This window comes from Ruegeria sp. HKCCD6604, from assembly GCF_013110635.1.
Lineage (GTDB): Bacteria > Pseudomonadota > Alphaproteobacteria > Rhodobacterales > Rhodobacteraceae > Ruegeria.
Map to the genome: position 1 here is coordinate 17,101 of NZ_WVQW01000005.1, position 25,829 is coordinate 42,929.

27 protein-coding genes are annotated in these 25,829 nt (G+C 58.7%); 6 read left to right on the forward strand and 21 right to left on the reverse strand.

Annotated elements, in window-relative coordinates; all coding sequences use genetic code 11:
• Positions 1-9: 9 nt before the first annotated feature.
• From GS614_RS13100 to GS614_RS13135, 8 genes are all read right to left on the reverse strand, one after another.
• On the reverse strand, positions 10-2,211 hold the full coding sequence (locus tag GS614_RS13100) for a 3-hydroxyacyl-CoA dehydrogenase NAD-binding domain-containing protein (RefSeq protein ID WP_171639854.1): 2,202 nt from the start codon (positions 2,209-2,211) through the stop codon (positions 10-12).
• Positions 2,204-2,692: a cupin domain-containing protein gene (locus GS614_RS13105; RefSeq protein WP_171231990.1), complete on the reverse strand. Its 489-nt coding sequence runs from the start codon at positions 2,690-2,692 to the stop codon at positions 2,204-2,206. The genes GS614_RS13100 and GS614_RS13105 overlap by 8 nt, the downstream gene beginning before the upstream one ends.
• Positions 2,692-3,903: an acetyl-CoA C-acetyltransferase gene (locus tag GS614_RS13110; RefSeq protein WP_171726531.1), complete on the reverse strand. Its 1,212-nt coding sequence runs from the start codon at positions 3,901-3,903 to the stop codon at positions 2,692-2,694. The genes GS614_RS13105 and GS614_RS13110 overlap by 1 nt, the downstream gene beginning before the upstream one ends.
• Before the next feature lie 11 nt (positions 3,904-3,914).
• The gene (locus GS614_RS13115; RefSeq protein WP_171170346.1) at positions 3,915-4,553 is read right to left on the reverse strand and encodes a glutathione S-transferase family protein; all 639 of its coding nucleotides are present in this window, start codon (positions 4,551-4,553) and stop codon (positions 3,915-3,917) included.
• Positions 4,554-4,613: 60 nt separating this feature from the next.
• The gene (locus GS614_RS13120) at positions 4,614-4,826 is read right to left on the reverse strand and encodes a hypothetical protein (protein ID WP_152457422.1); all 213 of its coding nucleotides are present in this window, start codon (positions 4,824-4,826) and stop codon (positions 4,614-4,616) included.
• A gap of 53 nt (positions 4,827-4,879) precedes the next feature.
• Positions 4,880-6,661: an acyl-CoA dehydrogenase C-terminal domain-containing protein gene (locus GS614_RS13125; RefSeq protein WP_171726532.1), complete on the reverse strand. Its 1,782-nt coding sequence runs from the start codon at positions 6,659-6,661 to the stop codon at positions 4,880-4,882.
• Positions 6,662-6,703: 42 nt separating this feature from the next.
• Positions 6,704-7,105, reverse strand: coding sequence for a MerR family DNA-binding transcriptional regulator (locus GS614_RS13130; RefSeq protein ID WP_152457424.1), 402 nt, complete (start codon positions 7,103-7,105; stop codon positions 6,704-6,706).
• A gap of 267 nt (positions 7,106-7,372) precedes the next feature.
• On the reverse strand, positions 7,373-7,741 hold the full coding sequence (locus tag GS614_RS13135; RefSeq protein WP_152457425.1) for a MerR family DNA-binding transcriptional regulator: 369 nt from the start codon (positions 7,739-7,741) through the stop codon (positions 7,373-7,375).
• 115 nt (positions 7,742-7,856) lie between these two features.
• Here GS614_RS13135 and GS614_RS13140 point away from each other — a divergent pair, with 115 nt between their 5' ends.
• Genes GS614_RS13140 through GS614_RS13150 form a run of 3 tightly spaced genes read left to right on the forward strand, consistent with a single transcriptional unit; the run spans position 7,857 to position 10,115 of the window.
• Positions 7,857-8,276: a PaaI family thioesterase gene (locus GS614_RS13140; RefSeq protein WP_171119426.1), complete on the forward strand. Its 420-nt coding sequence runs from the start codon at positions 7,857-7,859 to the stop codon at positions 8,274-8,276.
• 1 nt (position 8,277) lies between these two features.
• Complete coding sequence (locus GS614_RS13145; protein WP_152457427.1) at positions 8,278-8,796, forward strand: PaaI family thioesterase; 519 nt, start codon at positions 8,278-8,280, stop codon at positions 8,794-8,796.
• A gap of 2 nt (positions 8,797-8,798) precedes the next feature.
• Positions 8,799-10,115: an MATE family efflux transporter gene (locus GS614_RS13150; RefSeq protein WP_171119427.1), complete on the forward strand. Its 1,317-nt coding sequence runs from the start codon at positions 8,799-8,801 to the stop codon at positions 10,113-10,115.
• Here GS614_RS13150 and arsC read toward each other — a convergent pair.
• The 4 genes from arsC to GS614_RS13170 are packed head-to-tail and all read right to left on the reverse strand — an operon-like array spanning position 10,112 to position 12,271.
• The gene (gene arsC, locus GS614_RS13155; RefSeq protein WP_171206642.1) at positions 10,112-10,453 is read right to left on the reverse strand and encodes an arsenate reductase (glutaredoxin); all 342 of its coding nucleotides are present in this window, start codon (positions 10,451-10,453) and stop codon (positions 10,112-10,114) included. The two genes, GS614_RS13150 and arsC, sit on opposite strands and share 4 nt — an antisense overlap.
• Complete coding sequence (locus GS614_RS13160; RefSeq protein ID WP_171726534.1) at positions 10,450-11,508, reverse strand: quinone-dependent dihydroorotate dehydrogenase; 1,059 nt, start codon at positions 11,506-11,508, stop codon at positions 10,450-10,452. The genes arsC and GS614_RS13160 overlap by 4 nt, the downstream gene beginning before the upstream one ends.
• The gene (locus tag GS614_RS13165; protein ID WP_171726535.1) at positions 11,505-11,936 is read right to left on the reverse strand and encodes a DUF1330 domain-containing protein; all 432 of its coding nucleotides are present in this window, start codon (positions 11,934-11,936) and stop codon (positions 11,505-11,507) included. Before GS614_RS13165 ends, GS614_RS13160 begins: the two co-directional genes overlap by 4 nt.
• Entirely contained in the window at positions 11,933-12,271 is a 339-nt protein-coding gene (locus GS614_RS13170; RefSeq protein WP_171726536.1) for a DUF952 domain-containing protein, read from the reverse strand. Before GS614_RS13170 ends, GS614_RS13165 begins: the two co-directional genes overlap by 4 nt.
• 107 nt (positions 12,272-12,378) lie before the next feature.
• Here GS614_RS13170 and GS614_RS13175 point away from each other — a divergent pair, with 107 nt between their 5' ends.
• Entirely contained in the window at positions 12,379-13,956 is a 1,578-nt protein-coding gene (locus GS614_RS13175; RefSeq protein ID WP_171726537.1) for a bifunctional UDP-sugar hydrolase/5'-nucleotidase, read from the forward strand.
• A gap of 62 nt (positions 13,957-14,018) precedes the next feature.
• Here GS614_RS13175 and GS614_RS22180 read toward each other — a convergent pair whose 3' ends face one another.
• Both GS614_RS22180 and GS614_RS22185 read right to left on the reverse strand, forming a co-directional pair.
• Positions 14,019-15,032 (reverse strand): sulfotransferase, encoded by a 1,014-nt coding sequence (locus GS614_RS22180; RefSeq protein ID WP_253285367.1) that lies wholly within the window; start codon positions 15,030-15,032, stop codon positions 14,019-14,021.
• Positions 15,014-15,631, reverse strand: a complete 618-nt coding sequence (locus GS614_RS22185; RefSeq protein WP_253285369.1) for a tetratricopeptide repeat protein — start codon at positions 15,629-15,631, stop codon at positions 15,014-15,016. Before GS614_RS22185 ends, GS614_RS22180 begins: the two co-directional genes overlap by 19 nt.
• A 94-nt stretch (positions 15,632-15,725) precedes the next feature.
• Between GS614_RS22185 and GS614_RS13185 the strand changes: the two genes are divergently transcribed.
• Complete coding sequence (locus tag GS614_RS13185; RefSeq protein ID WP_171119432.1) at positions 15,726-16,391, forward strand: SOS response-associated peptidase; 666 nt, start codon at positions 15,726-15,728, stop codon at positions 16,389-16,391.
• A gap of 47 nt (positions 16,392-16,438) precedes the next feature.
• Entirely contained in the window at positions 16,439-17,491 is a 1,053-nt protein-coding gene (mnmH, locus tag GS614_RS13190; protein WP_171726538.1) for a tRNA 2-selenouridine(34) synthase MnmH, read from the forward strand.
• Here mnmH and selD read toward each other — a convergent pair.
• The 7 genes from selD to GS614_RS13225 are packed head-to-tail and all read right to left on the reverse strand — an operon-like array spanning position 17,482 to position 25,574.
• Positions 17,482-19,641 carry a selenide, water dikinase SelD gene (gene selD, locus GS614_RS13195; RefSeq protein WP_171726539.1) on the reverse strand — a complete coding sequence of 720 codons (2,160 nt, stop codon included), beginning with the start codon at positions 19,639-19,641 and terminating at the stop codon, positions 17,482-17,484. The two genes, mnmH and selD, sit on opposite strands and share 10 nt — an antisense overlap.
• A 5-nt stretch (positions 19,642-19,646) precedes the next feature.
• A complete protein-coding gene (locus tag GS614_RS13200) occupies positions 19,647-20,033 on the reverse strand; it encodes a Na+/H+ antiporter subunit G (RefSeq protein ID WP_152457438.1) in 387 nt (128 codons plus the stop codon).
• 7 nt (positions 20,034-20,040) lie between these two features.
• A complete protein-coding gene (locus tag GS614_RS13205; RefSeq protein WP_152457439.1) occupies positions 20,041-20,310 on the reverse strand; it encodes a K+/H+ antiporter subunit F in 270 nt (89 codons plus the stop codon).
• Entirely contained in the window at positions 20,307-20,804 is a 498-nt protein-coding gene (locus tag GS614_RS13210) for a Na+/H+ antiporter subunit E (RefSeq protein ID WP_171119435.1), read from the reverse strand. The genes GS614_RS13205 and GS614_RS13210 overlap by 4 nt, the downstream gene beginning before the upstream one ends.
• Positions 20,804-22,348, reverse strand: a complete 1,545-nt coding sequence (locus tag GS614_RS13215; protein WP_171726540.1) for a monovalent cation/H+ antiporter subunit D — start codon at positions 22,346-22,348, stop codon at positions 20,804-20,806. The genes GS614_RS13210 and GS614_RS13215 overlap by 1 nt, the downstream gene beginning before the upstream one ends.
• Entirely contained in the window at positions 22,345-22,704 is a 360-nt protein-coding gene (locus tag GS614_RS13220) for a Na+/H+ antiporter subunit C (protein ID WP_152457442.1), read from the reverse strand. Before GS614_RS13220 ends, GS614_RS13215 begins: the two co-directional genes overlap by 4 nt.
• Positions 22,704-25,574, reverse strand: a complete 2,871-nt coding sequence (locus GS614_RS13225) for a monovalent cation/H+ antiporter subunit A (protein ID WP_171726541.1) — start codon at positions 25,572-25,574, stop codon at positions 22,704-22,706. Before GS614_RS13225 ends, GS614_RS13220 begins: the two co-directional genes overlap by 1 nt.
• Positions 25,575-25,829: the final 255 nt, after the last annotated feature.

The window sequence follows — 25,829 nt, forward strand, 5'->3', positions numbered from 1 at the left end:
GTCACTGATTCAGGCAGCTTTTGCTTCTGGGTTGAAACGCCCGTAGAAGGTTTGACCCTTTTCTGCCATCTCACGCAGCAGCGGCGGGCAGGCAAAGCGTTCGCCATATTTCTCGGCCAGCTGATCACATCTTTCGGCTGCGTAGGGCGTGCCGATGATGTCGAGCCAGCTGAGCGGACCACCGGACCACGGCGCAAAGCCCCAGCCCAGAATGGCGCCCACGTCGCCTTCACGAATGTCTTCCAGCACACCTTCTTCCAGCGCCCGAACCGCTTCCAGAACCTGAGCGAACATCAGGCGCTCCTGTACCTCGATCAGGTCGGGCTGGTCTTTGGCAAGCGGATACTTATCCTGAAGACCCTTCCAGTATTCGACGCGCTTGCCTTTTTCGTCATAGTCGAAGAAGCCGGCGTTTGCCTTGCGGCCCAGACGGCCCTGTTCTTCCATCCAGAAGATCAGATCGTCCGAGGGGCTTTCCGGATAGGCATTGCCCATGGCGGCCTTGGTCGCACGGGCGATCTTGGCGCCCAGATCAATCGAGGTTTCATCGGTCAGCTGGATCGGACCAACCGGAAAGCCCAACTGACGTGCGGCGTTGTCGATCAGCACGGGGCTCACGCCTTCGGTGATCATCCGTGCGCCTTCGTTGATGTACGGAATGATGCAGCGATTGGCGTAGAAGAAGCGCGCATCGTTGACCACGATCGGCGTCTTGCGGATCTGGCGCACGTAGTCGAGCGCCTTGGCAACGGCGCGATCACCGGTTTCCTTGCCCTTGATGATCTCGACCAGCAACATCTTCTCGACCGGTGAGAAGAAGTGGATGCCGATGAATTGGTCGGGACGCACGCTTGCCTTGGCCAGATCGGTGATCGGCAGGGTCGAGGTGTTCGAGGCAAAGATGCAGTCCTCGGGGATGATTGCTTCGACCTTTTTTGTCATCTCGGCCTTTACGCCCATGTCTTCAAACACGGCTTCGATGATCAAGTCACACCCTTTCAGATGGTCCAGATCCGGTGTCGCCGTGATGCGGGCCAGCATGGCCTCTTTCTTTTCGGCCGTGACCTTGCCGCGCTTGATACCCTTGTCCAGATAGGTTTCGGTATAAGCTTTGCCTTTGTCGGCCGCCTCCTGATCGCGGTCGACCAGAACGACTTCCATGCCAGATTGGGCCGAAACCAGCGCGATACCGGCCCCCATCATGCCAGCGCCCAGAACGCCGATCTTCTTGACACGCTGATCGGGCACACCTTTCGGACGGACCGCGCCTTTTTCAAGCGCTTCCTTGTTGAGGAAAAGTGACCGGATCATCGCCGACGAGGACGGGTTCATAAGAACGTTGGTGAACCAGCGGGCTTCAATTTTCAAAGCGGTGTCAAAGTCGACCAGCGCGCCTTCATAGATCGCGCTCAGAAGGGCTTTGGCCGCGGGGAAGGCGCCTTGCGTTTTCCCATGAACCATGGCGCTCGCGCCCACGAAGGTCATGAAACCGGCAGGGTGGTAGGGCGCACCACCGGGCATCTTGTAGCCCTTCGCGTCCCACGGTTTCACCAGGTCGGCGTCCTTGGCATTCAGAACCCATTCCTTGGCCGCAGCGACCGGATCGTCGGCAACTGCGTCGATCAACTGCGCGCCCTTGGCCTTGGCCGGGTCCATCATCTTGCCTTCAAGCAGCACCGGGGCCGCCGCCATGGCGCCCACCATGCGGCTGTAACGGATGGTGCCGCCGCCGCCGGGGAAGATGCCCAGCAGGATTTCGGGCAGCCCGATCTTGGACTTTGGATTGCTTGTCATGACGCGGTGATGGCAGGCCAGTGCGATCTCGGTCCCGATCCCGGCGCAGGTTCCGTTGATCGCACAGGCGATGGGCTTGCCACCTTTCTTGGTCTTGGGGTCCATGCCCGCCAATTCCAGCTTGCGCAGGATGTGATGTCCGCCCATGACGAAATCAAACAACGCCTGCGCAGGTTCGTCCCCGGCTTCCTGACGGATGGTGGCCAATGTGTTCAGGTCCATTCCGCCGGCAAACGAGCCTTCCTTGCCCGAGGTAATGACAATACCTTTGATCTCGTCGTCGCTCAGGGCCTGATCAACCAGTTGGCTGACTTCTTGAAAAGCCTCGCGGGTCAGCACGTTCATGGATTTTCCCTGGGCGTCCCAGGTCACAAAGGCGACGCCGTCCGCGTCTTTGGTCAGAGTGAAATCAGTCATTGTCATCTCCAATCTGGTCAGCCGTCAGCGGGCCGCCGTCTTTCCGGGTGAAAGAGAATCCGTTCTCATCATCCTTCACCATCATGTCTATGTCGCTGTAATAGCCGGTCTCGGTCGGGGTCCGTGTGCCCACTACCAGAAAGGTCGCGGGCGCATCGGTCTTGTTCACAAGGTGGTGGCCATTGGCCTCACCAGCGGGCCAAGCGGCGCAGTCACCGGGCAGCATCTCATGCTCACCATCGTCATCGATCAGCACGCATTTACCGCTGAGCATGATGGCAAACTCGTCCTGCTCCATATGGTAGTGGCGCAGCGACGAGAGGCCCTGAGGCTCCAGCCGCACGATGTTGACCCCGTACTGGGTCAGCCCGCCCGCATCCCCGACGCGCTGCACGAAACGACCAGCGGTCGCCTCGGCCAGCTTGCCCGGATAGGACGAGCCCCCCTTGAACGGGATCTGAGAGAGATCCAGCTTGGGCATCAGACCCGCTCGATAATCGTTGCCGCACCCATGCCGGACGCAATGCAAAGCGTGGCCAGACCGGTTTCCTTGTCCTGACGCTCCAGTTCATCCAGCAAGGCGCCGATGATGATCGCACCGGTTGCACCCAGCGGGTGGCCCATCGCGATTGATCCGCCGTTGACGTTGACCAGCGCCGGATCGACGTCAAAGGCCTGCTGGAACCGCAGCACGACCGAAGCAAAGGCTTCGTTGACTTCGAACAGGTCCAGATCGCTGATCTTCATGCCGTTGTCGGCCAGGATCTTCTCGGTCACAGGAACCGGGCCGGTCAGCATGATGGTCGGGTCGGTACCGATCTTGGAGGTGGCCTTGATGCGGGCGCGCGGTTTCAGGCCGTATTTCTCGCCGAATTCCTTGTTTCCGATCAGCACGGCCGCAGCCCCATCCACGATGCCCGAGCTGTTGCCCGCATGGTGGATGTGATTGATCCGCTCAAGATGTGGGTATTTCAGCATCGCCACCTTGTCGAAACCGGGCATCTGCTCGCCCATCATCTGGAAGGACGGGTTCAACGCGCCAAGGCTTTGCATGTCGGTGCCCGGCCGCATGTACTCGTCGCGGTCCAGAATGGGCAGGCCGTTCTGGTCTTTGACCGTGATGATCGACTTTTCGAACCGGTTTTCCGCCCAGGCTTCCGCCGCGCGCTTTTGCGACTCAACGGCCAGAGCGTCCGCGTCATCGCGGCTGAACCCGTATTCCGTGGCAATGATGTCGGCCGAGATGCCCTGCGGCACAAAGTAGGTCTCCATCGCCAGAGAGGGGTCAACGGCAATCGCCGCCCCGTCGCTGCCCATGGGAACACGGCCCATCATCTCGACGCCACCTGCGATGTAGGCGTCGCCCGCGCCGCCCTTGACCTGGTTTGCGGCCAGGTTCACGGCTTCCATCCCGCTCGCGCAGAAGCGGTTGATCGCCAGGCCGGGGATCGACTGGTCCAGATCCGAGGCCAGAACCGCCGAACGTGCCAGACAGCCGCCTTGCTCCATCACCTGCGTGACGTTGCCCCAGATCACGTCCTCGACGGCGTGGCCTTCCAGGTTGTTGCGTTCCTTCATCGCGTTCAGGGTCAGGGCGGACAGACGTACCGAGGTCACCTCGTGCAGGCTGCCATCCTTGCGGCCCTTGCCGCGCGGGGTGCGCAGGGCGTCATAAATATAAGCTTCGGTCATGGGTCTTCTCCTCAAGCTCGATCCGACGGGTTGCCGGGCATCAGGTCATATGGGTGTTTCCAGCCGGGCTGTTCGGACAGGCGAGTCAGCCAGGCGTCGATATGGGGCCAGTCGGCGCGGTCAAAGCCGAATGGTTCAGGGTAATACAGATAGCCGCAGCAGCTGAGATCGGCGTTGGTCACGCCGTCGCCGACGATCCAGTCGCGGCCTTCCAAATGCGCGTTCAGCACCTGGTAGGCGGCCTTCAGGCGGCCCTGGTTGAAGGCGATCACATCCGGGTTGCGGTGCTGTTCGGGCAGAAAGTTGATCAGGAACCGGGTCAGGCCCGCCATCGAGCTGAGCTTGTGATTGTCCCACAGCACCCAGCGCAGGATGTCATAGTTCTCTTCCCGCGTTTTGCCGCCGAACTTGCCGGATTTTTCAGTCACGTAGGCCTGAATGGCACCGGATTGGGAGGTTTGAAAATCACCATCGACCATGAAGGGCGCTTCGCCCATCACGTTGATTTCCGAACGGAACTCGGGGCTTCGGGTGACGCCGTTGAAGAAATCGACAAAGACCGGTTCCCAATCGAGGCCAGACATTTCCAACGCCAGAGCGGCCTTGTAGGAATTGCCGCTTTCTCCGAAGCAGTGCAGTTTAATGGTCATGCAATCGCCCCTCCCGTGGCGTTTTGTGCGTCTTTTACCCTAGCTTGGCGGTTTTGGTGCCTAGCGCTTGCGCGCCTCCAACTCGGAATTGAAAAGACGCAATCGATGGGTAAGGTTGTCTTCATCAATGACGCTGTTGAAATTTTCGAACAGAAAAGACAGCGCTTCGCCTTCATCTAATCCTGCCTCACGGGCAAAAGCCCTGAGCTTTCGATAGCCGTCCTCGGTCATGGCGACCGGGAATCGGCGGGTCAGGCGAAATCGTTTTGGCATTGTATCTCCTCCGAAAACCGGCTCCGGGGCGGGACCCCGGAACCGGAGAAAGATCAGAAGTTTGCAGCCTCCAGCGCCATGACCGTATCTGCGCCGGTTTGAATGCGCGACAGATGCAACGCCGTGGCGGGCAGACGGCGGGCCATGTAGAAGCGGCCGGTGTTGATCTTGGTCTCGTAGAACTCTTTGTCCGACGTGCCACTGTCCAGCGCTTCTTGTGCGGCCTTGGCCATACGGGCCCACATCAGGCCCAGGCAGACATGACCGAACATGTGCATGAAATCGTAGGAACCGGACAGCGCGTTGTTCGGATTTTTCATGCCTTCCTGCATGAAATACATACCAGCCGCCTGCAGATCCTTGGACGCAGCCTTCAGCGGTTCGATGAAGGCTTTGTCATAAGCCTCGTTCTGGCCTGCGTTTTCCTTACAGAAGGTTTTGACCATGTCGAAGAAGGCCATGACGTGCTTACCGCCATCCTGCGCCAGTTTGCGGCCAACAAGGTCCAACGCCTGTACGCCGTTGGCGCCTTCATAGATCATGGCGATCCGGGCATCGCGGGTGTATTGCGACATGCCCCATTCTTCGATGTAGCCGTGCCCACCATAGACCTGCTGCGCCTGAACGGTCATGTCGTAACCTTCATCTGTCAGGAAGCCCTTGATGACCGGGGTCAGAAGCGAGATCAGCCCGTCCGCGTCTTTGTCACCCGATCGGTGGGCTTTATCGATCATGGTCGCGCCCCAAAGGATGAACGCGCGTGCGCCTTCGGTGAAGCTTTTCTGATCCATCAGATTGCGACGGATGTCAGGGTGAACGATCAGCGGATCAGCCGGGCCATCGGGGTTCTTTACACCGGTTACATCGCGGCCCTGCAGGCGGTCTTTGGCGTATTCCAGAGCGTTCTGATACGCCGCTTCGGCCTGCGACAGGCCTTGCATGCCCACACCCAGACGCGCTTCGTTCATCATGGTGAACATAGCACGCATACCTTTGTGCTCTTCGCCCAGCAGCCAGCCGGTGGCCTCGTCATAGTTCATGACGCAGGTCGAGTTGCCGTGGATGCCCATCTTTTCTTCGATCTTGCCGACCGAGACGCCGTTGCGTTCGCCCTGCGAACCGTCCTCGTTCACGATGAACTTGGGGACGATGAACAACGAAACACCTTTGATTCCCTCGGGGCCGCCGGGGATTTTCGCCAACACCAGGTGGATGATGTTATCGGCCATGTCGTGATCGCCAGCCGAGATAAAGATCTTCTGGCCCGAGATTTTATAGCTGCCGTCGCCCTGCGGTTCCGCTTTGGTGCGCATCAGGCCCAGATCGGTGCCGCAATGCGGTTCGGTCAGGTTCATGGTACCGGTCCATTCACAGCTGACCATTTTGGGCAGGTACTTGTTCTTCTGCTCGTCGGTTCCGTGCGCCAGAATCGCCGAGGCCGCGCCGTGCGTCAGGCCCTGGTACATGGTGAAAGCCTGGTTTGAGCCCGAGAACATCTCACCCACAGCAGTGCCCAACACATAGGGCATGTTTTGGCCGCCATACTCTTCCGGCATGTCGAGGCCAGTCCAGCCGCCTTCCTTCATCTGCTCGAAGGCTTCCTTGAACCCGGTCGGGGTGTACACAATACCGTTTTCCAACCGGCATCCTTCGGTGTCGCCGACAACGTTCAGCGGATGCAGAACATTTGTGGCAACTTTGCCGGCTTCTTCCAGAACCGCGCCGGTAAACTCGGCTTCCAGTTCGTTATAGCCGGGTATGTCCGACTCTGAGACATTCAGCACGTCGTGCAGGATGAACTGCATGTCTTTGGTTGGCGCGTTGTAAACGGGCATGTGAAGCTCCCTTAATTCATATGTCCGGATGACAGGTCGAGGTTACTCGGCTGCCTTCTTTTCCTGTTTCATCGAGGCGATGACTTTCTCGCCCCAGCGCAACTGCTCTTTCAGATCGTCGATGGCCTGCGTCAGCTCTTCGCGGCGCGCTTCCATGTCCTCCAGACGCTCGCACGCGATTTCATAGGTGCGGGTCATCTGTGTGACCTGCTGGTCGCCTACATGGTACAAATCCAGCAGTTGTCGAATTTCTTCCAGGCTGAACCCAAATCGTTTGCCGCGCAGGATCAGTTTGAGCCGCGCCCGATCACGCTTGGTGAACAGACGTTTCTGGCCTTCACGGATCGGGAACAGAAGTTCCTTGGCCTCATAGAACCGCAAGGTGCGTGGCGTGACATCATAAGTCTCGCACATCTCACGGATGGTCATCACATCTTCGGTCATTCGTCATACTCTCGTCACTGGCGTCATGAGATATGAGTTGCGCAGTTGGTACGCGCTTTACAACATGAGAGTGACGTTTACGTAATCCAGACGCTGCGTCATTTCAAAGTTGACGTAACATCCGGTCACGTAAGCACGGTCTGACGCAATTTTCTTTCCGTAGCGTCATGCGGAATTTCCCGCCAAAGCTGTCGCAATTGCGGAAACACCGCGCATCTGCTTGCGCAGATTCAGGGTGATCAATTCGATTTTTCGGATGGGGGGCGGCTATCCCAAGGACTTGGCCGTCTGGTCGCGCAGACGCTTGAGTTCGTCCATGGCTTCGTCCAGTTGCTGGCGCTGCTGCTGAAGCTCGTTCATCTGGCGATCCGCCATCTCGACGAAGGTGGCCATTTGCGCCTCATTGCCCTGATCTTCGTAGATCAAAAGCCATTGGCGGATCTCTTCCAGGGGGAAACCGAACTTGCGGCCGCGCATGATCAGCTTCATCCGCGCGCATTCGCGCGGGCCGTAAAACCGGGACCTACCTTCACGGTCCGGTTGCAAAAGTTCGATGTATTCGTAATAGCGCAGAGTGCGCGGGGTCACGTCGAACTCGGCGCACATCTCTTTGAATGACAAACGGTTGTTGGACATTCCCGATCTCCTTGTCAGCAACCTAGGCGGTCCCGATCCCAAGCGCAACAGGTGGGCTTGCCCTTTGCGGAAACAGCGGCTCATAAAGGACGGGCAGAGAACAGGACGCAAACCAATGGTCGACAAGACAGTTTTAGCCCGCCAGTTTATCGAGGCGATACCCCATGCGCGGGCATTGAACCTCAAGCTCACGCAGATCGGTGAGGGCGAGGCAGAGATCACGTTGCCCTACAATGAGGATCTGATCGGGGATCCGCGCACAGGGGTGATTCACGGTGGGGCGATTTCCACAATTCTCGACACATGCTGCGGTGCTGCTGTGATGAGCCACCCCTCGGCCCCCGGCGGGACAGCCACGATCGATCTGCGCATTGACTACATGCGCGCAGCGACACCGGGTCAGACGGTGACAGCGCATGCCGTCTGCTATCACATCACGCGGAACGTGGCGTTTGTACGAGCGACGGCTATGGACCATGACCAAGACCTGCCGGTGGCCACGGCCTCGGGGTCCTTTACGGTTGAGGGGAAATAACATGGCAAGACCTCGTCCCGAACCAATGCAGGTGGTCAAGCAGCGACGCGACGCAGCGTTGCGTGCGCTGGTTGACGGTGTCCCTTATATCCGATTTCTCAATATCAGCTTCGACCGGCGCGGGGATGAACTGACCGGCGTTCTGAACTTCGATGACAAGTTGATTGGCAACCCGTTCCTGCCTGCGATTCACGGCGGTGTAACCGCGGCATTCCTCGAAGTGACCGCTGTCATCACCCTCAGTTGGGAACATATGTTCCCGCGTATCGAAAGTGGCGAGATCGACGGAGAGGCCATTGTGACCGACCCGAATATCCGCTTTCCCAAGACCATCGACTTTACCGTCGACTATCTGCGCTCGGGCCTTCCACGGGACGCATATGCACGGGCCTTCATCAGCAGATCCGGGCGGCGGTACGCCTCGGTCCGGGTCGAAGCCTGGCAGGATAACCATGCGAAACTGTTTGCGCAGGCTTCCGGACATTTTCTGATGCCGCAACCTCCCAGAGACAAGAGCTGACCGTGCAGGACGCCTCGGCGCCCATCACGCACAGGCGGGTGCTGAAGATCGCGGTGCCCATAGTCCTGTCGAATGCCACCGTGCCGATACTGGGTGCGGTGGATACGGGCGTTGTCGGTCAGATGGGCGAGGCGGCCCCGATCGGGGCGGTCGGCATCGGGGCTGTGATCCTGTCCACAATCTATTGGATCTTCGGTTTCCTGCGGATGGGCACAACCGGGATGGCGGCGCAGGCACGCGGGGCAGGCGACACCGTTGAAACCCGGGCGCTGCTGATGCGCGGCCTGATCCTGGGAGGCGCGGCAGGACTGTTCTTTATCCTTGCGCAGGTGGCCGTGTTTGCGGGTGCATTCGCGCTTTCCCCGGCAAGCCCCGAAGTCGAAGCCCTGACCCGATCCTATCTGGAAATCCGCATCTGGGGGGCGCCTGCAACCATCGCGTTATATGCCGTTACCGGCTGGCTGATCGCCGTCGAGCGTACGCGCGGCGTGTTCATCCTTCAGGTCTGGATGAATGGGTTGAATATCGGTCTCGACCTGTGGTTCGTTCTGGGCCTTGGCTGGGGGGTCGAAGGGGTTGCCATTGCCACCCTGATCGCAGAATGGACCGGTTTGGCCTTGGGGGTGTGGCTTTGCCGGGATGGGTTCGCTGATGGAATCTGGCGCGATTGGGCTCGGGTTTTCGATGCCGCCCGGCTGCGGCGTATGTTGCAGGTCAACGGTGATATCATGCTGCGATCGGTTCTGTTGACCGGATCGTTCACGACATTCCTTTTTGTTGGTTCGGATCTGGGTGACGTGAATCTGGCGGCCAATCAAGTCTTGCTTCAGTTTCTTGAAATCACCGCCTTTGCGCTTGATGGGTTTGCCTTTTCCGCCGAAGCGCTGGTCGGAGGCGCAGTCGGTGCCAGAGACAGGTATCAGGTGCGTCGCGCCTCTGTCATGGCCTCGCAATGGGGTGTTGGGGGCGCGCTGTTGCTGGCTGCGGTTTTCTTTGTCGCCGGCCCGGCGCTGATCGACCTGATGTCAACTTCACCGCAAGTGCGTGAAGCCGGGCGCGAATACCTGTTCTGGGCCGCAATCGCCCCGGTGATCGGAGTGGCAAGCTGGATGTTCGACGGTATCTACATCGGTGCCACCTGGACCCGCGCCATGCGAAACGCGATGATTCAGTCGGTGGCGATCTATGTGGTCGCTTTGTTCATGCTGGTGCCTGTCTTCGGCAATCACGGCCTGTGGGCCGCGCTGATGGTTCTCAATATCGCACGTGGTGTGACAATGGGCTGGCGCTATCCCAAGCTTGAAGCCCAGGTGGCCTAGAGCAACGTCAACAGGTTTTCCGGCGGACGTCCGATGGCGGCTTTGTCTCCGGCAATTGCAAGAGGGCGCTCGATCAGGATCGGGTTTTCGGCCATGGCACGGATCAGGTCTTCGTCGGGCGAGGTTTTGGCCAGCCCCAGTTCCTTGAACCGTTTTTCTCCTGTGCGCATCATTTCGATGGGCGACAGCCCAAGCGCGGATTGCGCAGCGCGCAACTCGTCGATTGACGGCGCGTCTTCTAGGTACTTTCGAACGAAGACCTGCGCACCGTTTTCTTCCAAAAGCGCCAGACCGGCGCGGGATTTGGAACAGCGGGGGTTGTGCCAGTATTCGATCACAGCCAATCCTCTCGTTTGCTGCCGACGGCTTGCGATACGGTGTCAAAACCGTCACGCGCCAACAAGTCATCCAGCCCTTTGGCGATGTCGGCCGCCAGGGAAATGCCGCCATAAACCATTGCAGTATAGAACTGCACGGCCGATGCCCCGGCACAGATCTTGGCATAGGCCTGCTCGGCAGTGCTGATGCCGCCCACGCCGATCAGGGGGATATCCCCTTCCGTCAGTTTGCTCAGCTGAGCCAGTACGCGGGTCGACTTTTCAAACAGCGGGGCGCCCGACAAACCACCACTTTCGTCTTTCTGCGCGCTGCGCAACCCGTCGCGGGACAAGGTGGTATTGGTGGCGATCACAGCGTCCACCCCGGTTTCGCGTGCGACCTCGGCGATGTCCTGCAATTCCGCCTCGGTGAGATCCGGAGCGATTTTCAGGAAGATCGGCAGCCGGCGCGGCAGCGCATCACGTGTCTCGATCACACCGCTCAACAACGCGGTGAGAGCGGCTTTGCCCTGCAAATCCCGCAGCTTCTCCGTATTCGGGGATGACACGTTGACGGTTGCAAAATCCAGGTGTTCGGCACAATGGGCCAGCACTTTGACAAAATCGCCCGCGCGGTCTTCGCTGTCCTTGTTGGCCCCCAGATTCAGGCCGATGACCGCGTCTTTGGGGCGGTCTGCCAGCCGTTTCGCCATCACCTCCATGCCTTCATTGTTGAAGCCAAAGCGGTTGATGGCTGCCTTGTCCTCGGTCAGGCGAAAAAGACGGGGTTTGGGGTTTCCCGGTTGCGGGCGCGGCGTGACCGCCCCGACTTCGACAAAACCGAACCCGGCGCGGGACAGCGGGGTCAGAACCTCGCCGTTTTTGTCGAACCCGGCAGCCAGCCCGACCGGGTTCGGCAGGTTCAGCCCGGCAACGACGGTTTTCAGGCGCGGCGTCGTTACCGGCCCCGGTGCGGGTGCAAGCCCGGACTTCAACGCCTTGATCGACATCCCGTGGGCGGTCTCGGGGTCCATGCGGTGCAGGGCGGCAAGGCCCAGTTTCTCTGTCAGTTTCATCCGAACGTCGCCCCGGCTTCACCTGAACCGCATCGGATCAGGCGCGACGTTTCCACCGCCGCCTGACGGTGGATCACCGCCGCCCGATAGACCGGGTCAGTGACCATTTCCAGAAATGCATGTGCCGTCGGATAGCGGGCAATGAAAACGGAATCCCATGCCTCGTCCGCCGGTCCAATCAGGGTTGCTTCAAACACCCCACGCCAGAGGATGCGCGCCCCGATGCGTTCAATGATCGGAGCGGTTTCTGCCCCGTAGCTCCGATAGGCTTGCGCTCCGGTCAGCCCTGCATTCACCAGCTCATGCGCTGTTGGGTACTGCGCCTTGGCCCGAAACTTCACCAGATTGAGCATTTCGATCGGCATGTCCCGATCCAGAGCTTTGAAGGCCTCGAACTGGTCGCGGTCCGGGTCGATGTAAGATGTCATGTCATGTCCTCGGGAAACTGGTGCGTCGTGCCGTCAAAGGGCAGAGGGCGTGACCAGACGACATCGCTCATCCGGATCTGGCGATAAAGGTGCGGGAACAGCGCACCCCCGCGCGAGACCTCCCATTTCAGGTCGTCGCCCATCGCATCTGCGTCACAGGCCAGCAAAACCAGACCATCGACACCGGCAAAATGTTTGGCTGCGGTTTCAGCGGCTTGTTCAGCGGTGGAAAAGTGGACAAACCCGTCAGCGACATCAATCGGTGCGCCGTCCGAGGCACCCTGGTTCTGCAAGGCGGCCCACTCTTCGGCTCGGAAAATCTTGTAAATCAGCATACGGACCTGATGCCCCGCGCCGAAGATGGAATCAAGTCGGATTTCTTCTTTGACTCTCTGCCGTCATGCGCGCACGATCACCACAAATAACAACTGGGAGTACCATGATGCAGACCCGAATTTTGACTTCAGTCGCGGTTCTGGGCCTGACCGCCGGAGTTGCGGCAGCCGACTACAAGTTGACAATATTGCACACCAACGATTTTCATTCTCGTTTCGAGCCGATCAACAAATACGACAGCGGATGCGATGCGGAAGACAATGCCGAAGGAAAGTGCTTTGGTGGATCGGCGCGCCTGGTCACGGCCGTGAAAGACGCACGTGATCGTGCCGACAATTCGATTCTGGTGGATGGCGGCGATCAGTTTCAGGGGTCTCTTTTCTACACGTATTACAAGGGCAAGGTCGCTGCCGAGTTCATGAACAAGCTGGGCTATGACGCCATGACCGTGGGCAACCACGAGTTTGACGACGGCCCGGAAGTGCTGCGTGGCTTTATCGACTCGGTCGATTTCCCGGTCCTGATGTCCAATGCCGATATTCGCGACGAAGAGCTTCTGACCGACCACATCAAGAAATCCACCGTGATCGAGGTGGGTGGCGAACAGATTGGCCTGATCGGGCTGACGCCGATCGATACGCATGAACTTGCGTCGCCCGGTCCCAACGTGACCTTTTCAGACCCGGTACCGGCGGTGCAGGCCGAGGTCGACAAGCTGACGGGCGAAGGCGTCAACAAGATCATCGTGCTCAGCCATTCGGGCTATGGCGTTGACCAGCGTGTCGCGGCAGAGACAAGCGGGGTCGACGTGATCGTTGGCGGGCATTCGAACACCTATCTTTCGAATGCATCGGACAAGGCCGTGGGCCCGTATCCCACGGTGGTCAACGGTGTGCAGATCGTTCAAGCCTATGCCTACGGCAAGTTTCTGGGCGAACTGAACGTCACGTTTGATGACGACGGCAATGTGGTCGAAGCCGTTGGTGAACCTTTGATCATGGACAACACCGTGACCGAGGATCAGGCCGCATTGGACCGGATCGCCGAACTTGCTCAGCCTCTGGATGAAATCCGAAACAAGGTTGTCGCCAGCGCGGCCGAGGCCATCGAGGGGGACCGCTCTGTATGTCGTGTACAGGAATGCCAGATGGGCAATCTTGTTGCCGATGCGATGCTGGCGCGGGTTGCCGATCAGGGTGTACAGATTGCCATCGCGAACTCGGGTGGTTTGCGGGCGTCTATCGACCCCGGAGACGTGACCATGGGCGAAGTGCTGACCGTGCTGCCGTTCCAGAACACGCTGTCCACTTTTGAGATCAACGGGCAGACCGTTATTGACGCGCTGGAAAATGGCGTCAGTCAGGTGGAAGACGTGAAGGGGCGTTTTCCTCAGGTTGCTGGCCTGCGCTTTACCTGGGATCCCAGTGTAGCGCCGAACGAAGGGCGTATCATTGATGTGATGGTCGCCGAGGGCGATGGGTTTGTTCCGATCGACCCGAACAAAACCTACCTGGTCGTAACCAACAATTACGTCCGCAATGGTGGCGATGGGTATTCGATGTTCGAGGGCGATGACAAGAACGCCTATGACTTCGGTCCGGATCTTGCGGATGTAACCGCGGAATATCTGGCTGAAAACGCGCCGTACCAGCCTTATGTCGACGGACGCATCCAACAGAAGTGACCCTGTTTTTCGAAAAGGACAAAAGCCGCGTTGTTATGATGCGGCTTTTCCGCTTCTGCGGATTAACTGAAATCGTATTCCGGCCAAAGTTCCAGGTCAAAGCCGTCCAGCATCGGTTTGATCTGATCCGCGACCTCGCGCCAGCGCCCGATTGACTTGGTAGAGATCTTGTTGCGCACCTGATCCACGCTGGCCGTACGCACCTGTCTGGTGTTCTTTTCGGGGTGTACCATGGATTGGCACCACTCAATACCGCAAAACTCGGCAATGCGCTGGCTGTGGGTCAGGGGGTCCGCCACCAGATCTTCATAGGGCATTGTCAGAATGCGGTTTCCGAACAGCTTATCCCAATGAGACATGTAGCGGCGATACAGATTTGCGGTATGCGCGATCGCTTCAAGGTTGGATGTGTCGTTCATGCCTTCTGCCAGGAACCGCTTGATCCATTTTGACAAACCGACATCGCGTGGATCCCGCAGCATGTCGATGATCCGGGCATTCGGGAAGGCCGCAAGAATGAAGCCGACATTTTGATAGTTGTGCGGCATCTTGTCGACAAAGGCGATTGAATCCGTCGGAATCCCAGGCATCTGGTCCAGGTAGCTTTGGGCAATCGCCTTCGCGGCTTCTGAATCGAGCGACGTGCCGGACGTATAAAACTTGGCGGAAAGGTCGGTCATCAGCATCAGTTCACCGCAACCGGCGATACCGGGCGCAGAGCTCAGCATCATCTCCATCAAAGTGGTTCCGGATCGCGGCTGACCGATAATAAAAATTGGTACCGGCATACTGTTTTGCTCTGCACTGACCCGAGGCGACCCTTGAGGGAACAGGTCCAGAATATCGGATATTTTGTTCTCTTCGATTTCGGGGTCGTAGGGTAGAATACTCTGTTGGATTGCGTTTGCCTTTGCAAATTGCGGCAACGCCTTGGCCAAGCCTTCGCTTTTTTCGATCAGATGTGCCTTGGCAAACTCGAGCTCTTGTAAAGGTTGATCTGTCTGAGCGATGGCCTCGTTCAACGCAGGGATCATCTGCGGCACGTTTTCCTGTGCGGTCAATATTGCGGATTGCAAGAGGGCATTCGGGTTGTGGGGATCGGTTTCCAGGATGTTTTGCAGAACTTTGATCGCTTGGGCTCTGTCACCGGCCTGATGCAGACTGATGGCCATTTGCAATGCAATAGTTGTGTTCTTTGTGCCAACTCGTACGCGCGTTGGATATCCCGCGTGCTTTCATCGACAAAACCGATGCTTTGGAAGGCGCGGGCACGCTTTGAAAGCAATTCCGCGTTGTTCGGATCTGACGCCAGTTTGTGTGTGGTGAACTGGATGATGGATCGCCAGTTCTCCCCTTGGCGTTGTATTTCGTCGATGACTCTGGTGAGTTCCCGATTGTTGGGAAATCGTTCAATCTTTTTTTCTGCGTAGGTCAATGCCTGCAAAATTTGCCCTGTTTGCATCAAGGCGTTAGCCAGATTCTCGGCAAATTGCGGATCATCGGGCTTCATCCGCGAGGCTTCAATGAAATGCGGAATGGATTTCCTGTACTGCTTCATCTCGGTCAAAACGAAACCGGCGATGGCTTGGTAATCCGAGTCCTTCGGGAATTTCTTGATGCCCAATTGGGCCTTTTTCAGCGCCTGTGGAAGCTTGCCCGCATCCAAAAGGGCCATCGCTTTACTCTTGAGGGATTGCGTTTTTGGGTTTTCCGTGTGATCCCGTGAGATCCTGTGCCAGTATCAAGATTGTATCGTCGGTTGATTACCTATGTGCGGACGGTTTGCAATAACTCTTCCCAATGACGCGATGGCGCAGCTGTTCTCCGCGCGTCCGGCAAACGCGTTGCCGACCGTACCGAATTTCAATGTTTGTCCGACAAATCAGGTGCATGTGGTTCGGGGTGGTGACTCAGGTCGGCGTCTGGATGCGCTGCGTTGGGGGTTCTTGCCACATTGGTACAAGACGCAAACCGCCGGGCCTTTGCTGATCAACGCCCGCGCCGAGACTTTGGCGGAAAAGCCTGCCTTTCGCGATGCCTGCCGGTCGCGTCGCTGTCTGATTGCCGCAACGGGGTTCTACGAATGGACCAAGACGGACGAGGGAACGCGCTTGCCATGGTACATCCATCGTAGGGACGGCGCCCCCATTGCCTTTGCCGGGATCTGGCAGGATTGGGGGGTGGATGAAAACCGTCAGGGCACCTGTGCCATCGTGACGACGGCGGCCAACGAAAACCTTGGTACCATCCATCATCGGATGCCCCTGATCCTCGAACCCGAACATTGGTCATTGTGGCTGGGAGAAGCGGGAAAGGGCGCTGCTCGTTTGATGCAGCCGGGGGCAGAGGATGTGCTGACGTTTCATCGCGTTGATCCAGTCGTGAACTCGAACCGGGCCAGCGGACCTGATCTGATCACGCCTTTGCACGAGTGACGGCGTGCGGCCTTTTCTTTGCAGACGCGGCAAGCTAGACCATCGGCATGGCCCTGAATTTTTCTGATCTGACACAGCTTTATGCGCATGGTTTTGACACGGTCATCGATGTGCGCAGTCCGGCAGAGTTCGCTGAAGATCATCTGCCAGGCGCGATCAACCTGCCGGTTCTGAACAACGAGGAACGCGCCCGTGTCGGGACCATGTATGTACAGGAGAGTCCGTTTCTGGCGCGTAAACTCGGGGCCGCTTTGGTGTTCCGCAATGCGGCCAACCACATCGAGCAACATCTAAGTCACCACGAAGGCAGATGGCGCCCTCTGATCTATTGCTGGCGTGGCGGACAGCGTTCCGGGTCGTTCACATGGATGCTGCAACAAATCGGCTGGCGAGCCGATGTGATCGAGGGCGGCTATCGCACCTACCGCAGGCTGGTGAATGCGTATTTGTACGATGATCCGTTGCCGCATCGGTTGGTGGCGCTGGATGGCTATACCGGAACGGCCAAGACAGAATTGCTGGCACTTTTGCAGGCACGCGGGGTGCAAGTTCTTGACCTCGAAGCACTGGCCAATCACCGAGGATCTCTGCTGGGGGAAAGACCGGGCGGCCAGCCCAGCCAGAAAGCTTTTGAATCGGCCCTGGCAGGGGCGCTTTGTGCGATGAATACGGTGCGCCCAGTTGTCATCGAAGCGGAATCGTCCAAGATCGGCAGCCTGATATTGCCGCCCAGCCTGTGGAACGCTTTGTGCGCAGCCCCTCGGGTGAACATCACGGCTCCGCTCGAGGCGCGCGCCGCCTATCTCGTTCAGGCCTATGACGACATCCTGTCTGACGGCGACCGTTTGCGGGACCGGTTGTCGCCGCTGCGCTTTCATCGCGGGCACGAGGTCGTGGATGGTTGGATGCAGCTGATCGAAGCAGGTCAAAAACAGGTGCTGACCCAGGCCCTGATGGAGCAGCATTACGACCCGGCATACGCAAAGTCGCGGCGGTCCCGTTCCGTCAAGGTTCTGGCCGATATTGAGATCGCCGTTCTGAACGATGCCGGCCTGAGCAAGGCGGCCACCCGGATCGAAACCCTGCTGGATCAGTCCTGAAGGCGCAGTCCCGGTGCATCGGTGAGCTCGCCGATTGCCATGGCCGGATATCCGGCGTTCCTGAGGTCTTTCAAGACGGTTTCGGCACCCTTTGCCGCCACTGCGGCCAGCAGGCCGCCTGCTGTCTGCGGGTCGAATATCAGGGCGGCTTTGCCCGCGGCAGGCAGGGCAGGTGATATTGCCCGGTTGTCTGCAAAAAGGGTTGATCGAACACCCCGGTCCGTCAGTTCCTGCGCACCATCCATCAACTCCGCGGCATCCAAATCCATAATGGCCCCGCATCCGGAAGCGTCGCAGATACCTTGCAGATGTCCGGCCAGACCAAACCCGGTCACGTCGGTCATCGCATGGGCCCCGGCCAATATGCGGGCCGCCTTACCCTGCGGCTGCGCCATATGCCGGTAGGCTGCGGCGACCCAGGCACCGTTGGCCTGGCCTGCCATCTCGGCCGCCATGAGAACGCCGCTTCCTATGGGTTTGGTCAGGATCAGACAGTCGCCCGGTTGCCCGCCGGCCAGCGTAATCGGGTCGGCGTCGCACAGGCCGGTCAGTGTGAAACCGATTGTCATCTCGTCACCCATGGAACTGTGCCCGCCCACGATATCGGCACCGGCGTCCCGCATGACGTCTCCTGCGATCGACATGATTTCCGACATGGTACGGCGTTGCAGGGCAGCAGACATGCGCGGAAGGATGATCGTTGCCGTGGCAGCCTGAGGCGTGGCCCCCATGGCCCACACATCCCCCAGGGCATGTACAGCGGCGATGCGCGCCATAAGTGCGGGATCATTGGTAAAAGCCCTCAGGTGATCTGATGTCATGACCTGCCGAACCCCGCCCGTCTGAAGCAGAGCCGCGTCGTCGCCGGGCAGGGGGATGATATCCGGGCGAACGGGATCGGGCTGCGATTTCAGCGCCACCTGCAATGCTCCGCGCCCGACCTTGGCACCGCATCCGCCACACATCGGTTTTTCACCCAGCACCTCGACAAGCCCGGCGGCATGCGCGCGCGGCAGCGCGGGGGGCTTCATCTGCGGCAGGTCCCGGAACTTGTTCATGAAAGTCTGGTCGATGTGGTTCTTCCATTTCCACATCATCGCTCCGCTGTGGGACAACCCCAACCGCTCGCCCAGCGCTGATTTGCCGCCGAGCGAAATCAGCTTCAGGTAATCTTTCTGCGGGACGTACTTGCGCATCCGTCCAGCCCCCAGCGCCGCGCGCAGATTGTCGAACAGAACCGGTGCTTCGCGCACTGCATATACACCGGCTTTGGGTCTGGGATTGTCCGTCAGATGGGCGCAATCACCGGCGGCAAAAACCACGGGATCGCTGGATTGCAGGTAGCTGTTTACCCGGATGAAGCCATCCTCAAGGTCCAGCCCGGTCTTTTCGATCCAGCCATACGGGCGGGCTCCGGCCGCACCTGTCACGAAACCAGCCGGGATCTTGCGCCCGTCCTGCAATGCGACGTGATCCGAAGCGATCCGGCTGATCGCGGCGTTTTCGATCACCTCTACACCAAGATCCTGCATCGCACGGCGGATCGTCTCTGCTGCTTTGGGTCTGGTGGCCGTCAGGGCAAAGGCATTGTCGATCAGCGCAACCTGCGCTGACCGACCCTTGGCCCTGAGCGCATGAGCCATCGCCATGGCCAGTTCAACCCCGGCGACCCCACCGCCGATTACGACGACCGAGGCAGGGCCGCTGCCTTCCAGATAAGCAGCCCACTTTGCCGCGAATGGCCCCAGTGGTTTGGCTGGTACCGCATGTTCCGCAAAGCCGGGCATTGCGGGCATGTCCGAAGTGATCCCAACATTGACCGACGCCACATCGAAACCTACCGGAGGACGCCCGGGAACATGGATTTCCTGACGATCGGTATCAATTCCATCGACCGCGCCCAGAATGACGCGCGCGCCTGCGAAGCGGGCCAGTCTGACCAGATCGATGTCCAGCTCCGACCGGTCATAATGCCCGGCGACATAGCCTGGCAGCATCCCGGAATACGGGGCCGTCGGGCCGGGGTTTATCACGGTCACACGCGCCCCCGGCAACGGGTCCATCCCCCATTTGCGCAGCAGCAGCGCGTGGGTGTGACCTCCGCCAACAAGAACCAGATCGCGGGTCAGGGGCAGCGGAGGAGTATGCATCGGTTTCAATTCGCGCTATGATCCGGAACGTCTTCGACCTGCTCGACGGCGTGGGTGGCCCAAAGTTCATCCTCGCCGGCATCCGGCAGGTCTTCGGGTTTTTCATGCCGGTGTATGTGCCATTTTGCAATGAACAGGGCCGTGATCGGAGCGGTCAGGAACAGGAACAGAGTGATCAGCAGCTCGTGCAGGGACAGCTTTCCTTCCAGAAGAACAGAATGCACGATCGAAGCCAGAAGCACGCCGCCCACCCCCAAGGTCGTTGCCTTGGTCGGGGCGTGCAGGCGGGACATCGGGTCTTTCAGCTTGATCATGCCAAAAGACCCGACAAAGCCGAAGATACCCGAGACGATCAGGAAAAAGGCGATCAGCAGTTCCACGATGAATGTCATCCCGCCCTCATTCGATAATGTTGCCGCGCAACATGAAGCGCGCATAGGCCACGGTGGAAACAAAACCGAGCATGGCAATGATCATGGCGGCCTCGAAAAAAATCTCGGTCCCCTGATCCAACCCATATAGGATCATCAGGGCGATGGTGTTGATTACCATAGTGTCCAAGGCCAGAACCCGGGTGCCGACCCCGTCAGCGGTTATGATACGCCACAGACACATCATGATCGCCGCACCGAAACAGGCAAATGCAAAATAAATCGCGTAGTCGATCATTCGAAAATCTCCTTCAGGCGACGTTCATAGCGCTGTTTGATCTGGTCCCGCACGGCCTCGGGGTCGGGGGCATCAAGACAGTGCACCAGCAGATTATGCCCCTGAGCTGACAAATCACAACTGACGGTGCCCGGAGTCATCGTGATGGTGCCCGCAAGAACCGTGATCGCTTCGGGTGTGCGCAGTTCAAGCGGGACGCAGATCCAGTTGGGCTGGCGGTTATCATTGCGTTTGAACAGGATGATCCGGGCCACTGTCACGTTCGCAACCACGATATCCCAAAGCACCACCAGCATGTATTCCACAACCATTGGCCAGTTGCGAAGCTTGGGACGATCCGGCCAGTAGGGTTGCGTGACGAACGGAATGATGATCCCGAGGATCAGACCAAAGATCAAAGAGTTCAGCGAAGGCTTGTTCGCCAGCAGAATCCAGACAAGCGTCAGCAAAATCGTCAGGTGAGGGTGCGGGAAAATTCGGCGCAGCAGTTTCATCACTCTTCCCTTCCCAAGACAGCAGAGATGTAGTTTTCAGGGGTAAACAACTGCTCTGCGGTTTTGCTCGTGTACTCCAGGGCCGGACCCGCGAACAGGGTCAGCAGGACCAGACCTGCCACGGCCCCGAACACAGCCGTAAAAGCAAGGCCGGGTTGCGGTTCGGGGGCGGCGGGTGCAGACGCGTTTTCGCCTCCGGCGGTTTCATCGGTTGTGACAACCTCAGCGTCGTAGCTTTTCCAGAAAATCAGCGTCCCGGCACGGGCCAGCCCGACGATGGTGACGAATGATCCAATCAGGATAACGGCCCAGACCGAGGTGGCATCGGATGCATCACGCGAAGCGTCCAGAACCAAAAGCTTGCCAACAAAGCCGGACAACGGCGGCATTCCAGCCATCGCGATGGCGCCGACAAAGAACAGGGCAGCAATCAACCCGCTTTGCGGCATCGGCGGCTTGGGGGCTATGGCCCCTCCCTGCCGTTCCATGATCAGGTCAGCAATGAGAAACAGCAACGCGGTCGCAAGTGTCGAATGGAACACGTAATAAAGGGCGGCTGCCGTCGCGCCGGGCGTGAACTGCGAAATCGCGATCAGCAAAGTCCCCATGGACGCAATGGCGCAAAAGGCAACCATGCGGGCAATATGCTGCGATCCCAGAATGCCGACGGCACCGACGGCAAGCGTCAGCAGCGCCGCAGGTTGCAACCAATCGCCAACCAGACCCTGCGTGACTTCGACGTCGGGGCCGAAGGCCAGAGTGTACATTCGCAGGATCGAATAGGCCCCTACCTTGGTCATGATTGCAAACAGGGCCGCAACAGGCAGCGGGGCGTTGGCATAGCTGGCGGGCAGCCAGAAGTGCAGCGGCAGAACGGCAGCCTTGATGCAGAAGACCAGCAGCAACAGCACCGCACCAACCCGCAGCAATGCGGTATCTTCAGCCGGAATCTCCGCAACGCGCAGGGCGATGTCCGCCATGTTCAGCGTACCGGTCACGCCATAGATCGTGCCAAGGGCAAACAGAAACAGGGTCGACCCCAACAGGTTATACGCCACATACTGCACACCCGCTTTCAACCGTACCGCGCCACCGCCATGTGTCATAAGGCCGTAAGACGCGATCAGCAGCACCTCGAAAAACACGAAAAGGTTGAAGGCGTCGCCGGTCAGGAAGGCGCCACAGACGCCCATGAGCTGGAAATGAAACAGCGCGTGGAAATGCTTGCCCCGGTCATCCCAGCCCGAGGCGATGGCATAAAGCACGATCGGCAGGGCCAGCAGGGCGGTCAGCAGAACCATCATTGCGGACATGCGATCCAGCACCATGACGATGCCAAAGGGGGCGGGCCAGTCGCCAAGCTCGTACACCTGAATGACCCCGCCCGAGGCCTGAGCCGTGATTGTCAGCGCAATCCCAAGCAAAGCCACGACGCCCGCGACCGAGAAGATGCGTTGCAGGTCCAGATGGTATCGCAGGACCATGATGATGAATGGGGCCAGAATCGCGGGCAGGACGATCGGCGCAACGATCCAGTGGTTCATGCGTCATCTCCCGGCGCGTCAACACTGTCCTGGGCGGTCATGTCGATATGGTCATTCTTGGCAGACAGGTATGCGCTGAGCGAGATCATCACGATCACGGCTGTCATCCCGAACGAGATCACGATAGCCGTCAGGACCAGCGCCTGTGGCAATGGGTCGGTATAGGGGACGTCCTCGTACTTGTTCAGAACCGCTGGTGCGTTCAACGCCAGTCGTCCTGTCGCGAACAGGAAGACGTTCACCGCGTATGTGATCAGAGACAGGCCCAGAATGACCGGAAACGTCCGGCGGCGCAGGATCAGGAAGATCCCGGCAGCGGTCATGATACCGACGGCAGAGGCTACGAGCGCTTCCATCAGGCCTGCTCCTTCTCTTGTTGTTCTTCCGGAGGGTTGTCTCGCAGGGGGTTGATATCCATCGGGAATTCCTGTGCCATCCCCGGTTGCCACGCAAAGCGGGACAGGCTGTCCAATGCCAGCATGACCGCACCCAGAACCGCCAGGAATACGCCTGTATCAAACAGCATGGCGGTGGCCCATTCGAATTCCTCAAGCGGAGGCCAGTTGATGTAGCCGAAATCGCTGGTGAGGAAGGGACGTTCATTGAACCACGCGCCCAACCCGGTTGCCGCGGCGATCAGAACGCCCCAGCCGATGGTGCCGTGGTAATAGAACCTCTGCCGCTCGATGGCCCAAGTATAGCCGCTGGCCATGTATTGCATCAGATAGGCGATGGCGACGATCAGGCCGGCGATAAAGCCGCCACCGGGCTGGTTGTGCCCGCGAAAGAAGATGTACGCCCCGACCATCAGTGCGATCGGCATCATGACGCGGGTGACCACAACCATCATCAGCGGATGCGAATCCCCGGATTGCGGCCAATGCGGTTTGCGGTTCAGCAGATAGCTGCGGACATTTGTACCGAGAACGGATTCCGTCAGCGCAAAGATGATCAGCGCGGCGATGCCCAGAACGATGATCTCGCCAAAGGTATCAAAACCCCGGAAGTCGACAAGGATCACGTTGACCACATTGGTGCCGCCGCCGCCTTTGTAGGAATTGGCCAGATGGAACTCTGAAATCGTCGGGAACGCGAAATCGCGCATCATCATCGCGTAGATCAACGCACCGGTGCCAAGGCCCGCGACCACGGAAATCGCCGCGTCCCGCCAGCGCCGTGCCGCCGAGCTGTCCCAGGGCGTTTCGGTCGGCAGGAAGTTCAGCGACAGCAACAAAAGGATCATTGTCACCACTTCGACCGAGATCTGCGTCAAGGCAAGATCGGGGGCCGAGAGATAGTTGAAGGCAACCGAAACGATCAGGCCGACGACACCGATCAATACCAGTGACAAAAGACGATTCCGGTGGAACCACATAATGCCCAGCGTCGCACCTACAAGGCAGATCCAGCCAAGGATAGGAATGATCTGGGCCGGCAGCGGAACGCGGGTTTCAATGCCGATGGTTCCGGTCGAATACGCGTAATAACCCAGGCCAACGGTAAAGGCGACGAAGATGATCGCATAGCGGCTAAGGACCCCGTTGTGCATCTCATCCGTGATCCATCGGCTCAACCTGGTCAGCGCTTCTATGATTGCTTCAAAGATCTGCTTGGCTTCGGGGCGGGGCAGAGCGTTCCAGGTCTGCTCACCTCGTCTGTGCAACGCCAGCAGGAATAGACCACCCAGCGTGGCCACGACCGACATGTAAAGGGCCGGTGTGAAGCCATGCCAGAGTTTCAGCGAGTAATACGGAAGCTTCTCGCCGCCAATCACCGCGCTGGACACCACTGCGACCAATGGGCCGACAATGGCCGCGGAATAGAGGCCGATCAGGATGACAAGTACGACCAGGAACGCGGGCGCAATCCACAACCCAACGGGCGGATCATGCGGATGTGCCGGATAATCTTCCCGCTGAGGTCCAAGAAAGACGTGGCTGACGAAGCGGAAGGAATAAGCGGCCGAGAACAACGCAGCCAAAAGCGCCAGCCCCGGCACCAGGTAATGAGAGTTCAGCCATGTGGTGTGCACGGTTTCTTCAAGCATCATCTCTTTGGATAGGAAACCGTTCAGAGGCGGCAGCCCGGCCATCGAGAGGGCGGCAATCGTGCCGATTGTGAAGGTGATCGGCATCAGGTGGCGCAAGCCACCCAGTCTTTTGATATCGCGCGTTCCGGTTTCGTGATCCACGATCCCGGCGGTCATGAACAAGGCGGCTTTGAACGTTGCGTGGTTGATGATGTGGAACACGGCAGCGACGGCTGCAATTTTTGTGCCAAAGCCCAGCAGCATGGTGATGAGGCCAAGATGCGAAACGGTCGAAAACGCCAGCAGCGCCTTAAGGTCGTCCTTGAACAACGCGATAGACGCGCCAATCAGCATGGTGATCAGCCCCGTCGTGGCGACGATGTAGAACCACGCATCCGTGCCGGCCAGAACCGGCCACATCCGTGCCATCAGAAACAGGCCCGCTTTCACCATTGTGGCAGAGTGCAGATAGGCCGAAACCGGTGTTGGCGCGGCCATGGCGTGCGGCAGCCAGAAATGAAACGGGAACTGCGCCGACTTGGTGAAACAGCCCAGCAGGATCAGGATCAGCGCAGGCATGTAGTAGGGTGAGGCCTGGATCAGTTCTTTGTTCTGCAAAATGACGCTGAGGTCGTAAGACCCCACGATATTGCCGAGGATCAGCATCCCGGCAATCATCGCCAAACCGCCAGAGCCAGTGACAGCCAAAGCCATGCGCGCGCCCTGACGACCTTCGGGAAGGTGCTTCCAATAGCCGATCAGCAGGAATGAGCTGAGCGATGTAAGCTCCCAGAATATAAGCAGAAGCAGGATGTTGTCGGACAGGACAATCCCGACCATCGCGCCCTGAAACAGCAAAAGATAGGTAAAGAACTGCCCCATCGGATCTTCGCGCGACAGATAGAACCTTGCATAAAGGATGATCAGCAACCCGATGCCCAGGATCAGCAACGCGAACAAAAATCCCAGGCCGTCCAGCATGAAGTTCGCGTTCAGCCCCAGCCCCGGTATCCAGTCGAACCGGGCGGTCACGACGTCTCCGCGCATCACCGCAGGGATATGGATCAACAGGCCCATCAGGGCCAGGAATGTGGTCAACCCGGCGGCGGAGGCGGCTGCGTTCCGGCCTGCCCGGATCAGCAGGGCAGGAAAAACAGCGCCGAGAAAGGGAAGGGCCGCGATAAGGAATAGGGACAAGTGCGATACTCCGGTCTGGGCGGTCAGTGTGAAGCCAATTTTGTAAGGATATTTTCCCGACTGTCCAGATATTGTAACTTTTTTACAGAGTCCTATTGGCCCCATCAAAAACTCTGCAAGGATTCGAAAAAATAACGTGATCTTGATGCGGGTCGGGTTTTTCGACGCCCCGGTTTCTGACCATCTGTGATAGAACACATGTCAGCGAACAGGAGGCTGAATCTTGGCCGAGAAAGTGAACCTAGCCCGAAGATG

Coding starts and splice junctions, on each gene's coding strand:
- GS614_RS13100 (WP_171639854.1), bottom strand. CDS start 2,211: ATGACTGATTTCACTCTGACCAAAGACGCGGACGGCGTCGCCTTTGTG.
- GS614_RS13105 (WP_171231990.1), bottom strand. CDS start 2,692: ATGCCCAAGCTGGATCTCTCTCAGATCCCGTTCAAGGGGGGCTCGTCC.
- GS614_RS13110 (WP_171726531.1), bottom strand. CDS start 3,903: ATGACCGAAGCTTATATTTATGACGCCCTGCGCACCCCGCGCGGCAAG.
- GS614_RS13115 (WP_171170346.1), bottom strand. CDS start 4,553: ATGACCATTAAACTGCACTGCTTCGGAGAAAGCGGCAATTCCTACAAG.
- GS614_RS13120 (WP_152457422.1), bottom strand. CDS start 4,826: ATGCCAAAACGATTTCGCCTGACCCGCCGATTCCCGGTCGCCATGACC.
- GS614_RS13125 (WP_171726532.1), bottom strand. CDS start 6,661: ATGCCCGTTTACAACGCGCCAACCAAAGACATGCAGTTCATCCTGCAC.
- GS614_RS13130 (WP_152457424.1), bottom strand. CDS start 7,105: ATGACCGAAGATGTGATGACCATCCGTGAGATGTGCGAGACTTATGAT.
- GS614_RS13135 (WP_152457425.1), bottom strand. CDS start 7,741: ATGTCCAACAACCGTTTGTCATTCAAAGAGATGTGCGCCGAGTTCGAC.
- GS614_RS13140 (WP_171119426.1), top strand. CDS start 7,857: ATGGTCGACAAGACAGTTTTAGCCCGCCAGTTTATCGAGGCGATACCC.
- GS614_RS13145 (WP_152457427.1), top strand. CDS start 8,278: ATGGCAAGACCTCGTCCCGAACCAATGCAGGTGGTCAAGCAGCGACGC.
- GS614_RS13160 (WP_171726534.1), bottom strand. CDS start 11,508: ATGAAACTGACAGAGAAACTGGGCCTTGCCGCCCTGCACCGCATGGAC.
- GS614_RS13165 (WP_171726535.1), bottom strand. CDS start 11,936: ATGACATCTTACATCGACCCGGACCGCGACCAGTTCGAGGCCTTCAAA.
- GS614_RS13170 (WP_171726536.1), bottom strand. CDS start 12,271: ATGCTGATTTACAAGATTTTCCGAGCCGAAGAGTGGGCCGCCTTGCAG.
- GS614_RS13175 (WP_171726537.1), top strand. CDS start 12,379: ATGCAGACCCGAATTTTGACTTCAGTCGCGGTTCTGGGCCTGACCGCC.
- GS614_RS22185 (WP_253285369.1), bottom strand. CDS start 15,631: ATGGCCCTTTTGGATGCGGGCAAGCTTCCACAGGCGCTGAAAAAGGCC.
- GS614_RS13185 (WP_171119432.1), top strand. CDS start 15,726: ATGTGCGGACGGTTTGCAATAACTCTTCCCAATGACGCGATGGCGCAG.
- mnmH (WP_171726538.1), top strand. CDS start 16,439: ATGGCCCTGAATTTTTCTGATCTGACACAGCTTTATGCGCATGGTTTT.
- selD (WP_171726539.1), bottom strand. CDS start 19,641: ATGCATACTCCTCCGCTGCCCCTGACCCGCGATCTGGTTCTTGTTGGC.
- GS614_RS13200 (WP_152457438.1), bottom strand. CDS start 20,033: ATGACATTCATCGTGGAACTGCTGATCGCCTTTTTCCTGATCGTCTCG.
- GS614_RS13205 (WP_152457439.1), bottom strand. CDS start 20,310: ATGATCGACTACGCGATTTATTTTGCATTTGCCTGTTTCGGTGCGGCG.
- GS614_RS13210 (WP_171119435.1), bottom strand. CDS start 20,804: ATGAAACTGCTGCGCCGAATTTTCCCGCACCCTCACCTGACGATTTTG.
- GS614_RS13215 (WP_171726540.1), bottom strand. CDS start 22,348: ATGAACCACTGGATCGTTGCGCCGATCGTCCTGCCCGCGATTCTGGCC.
- GS614_RS13220 (WP_152457442.1), bottom strand. CDS start 22,704: ATGGAAGCGCTCGTAGCCTCTGCCGTCGGTATCATGACCGCTGCCGGG.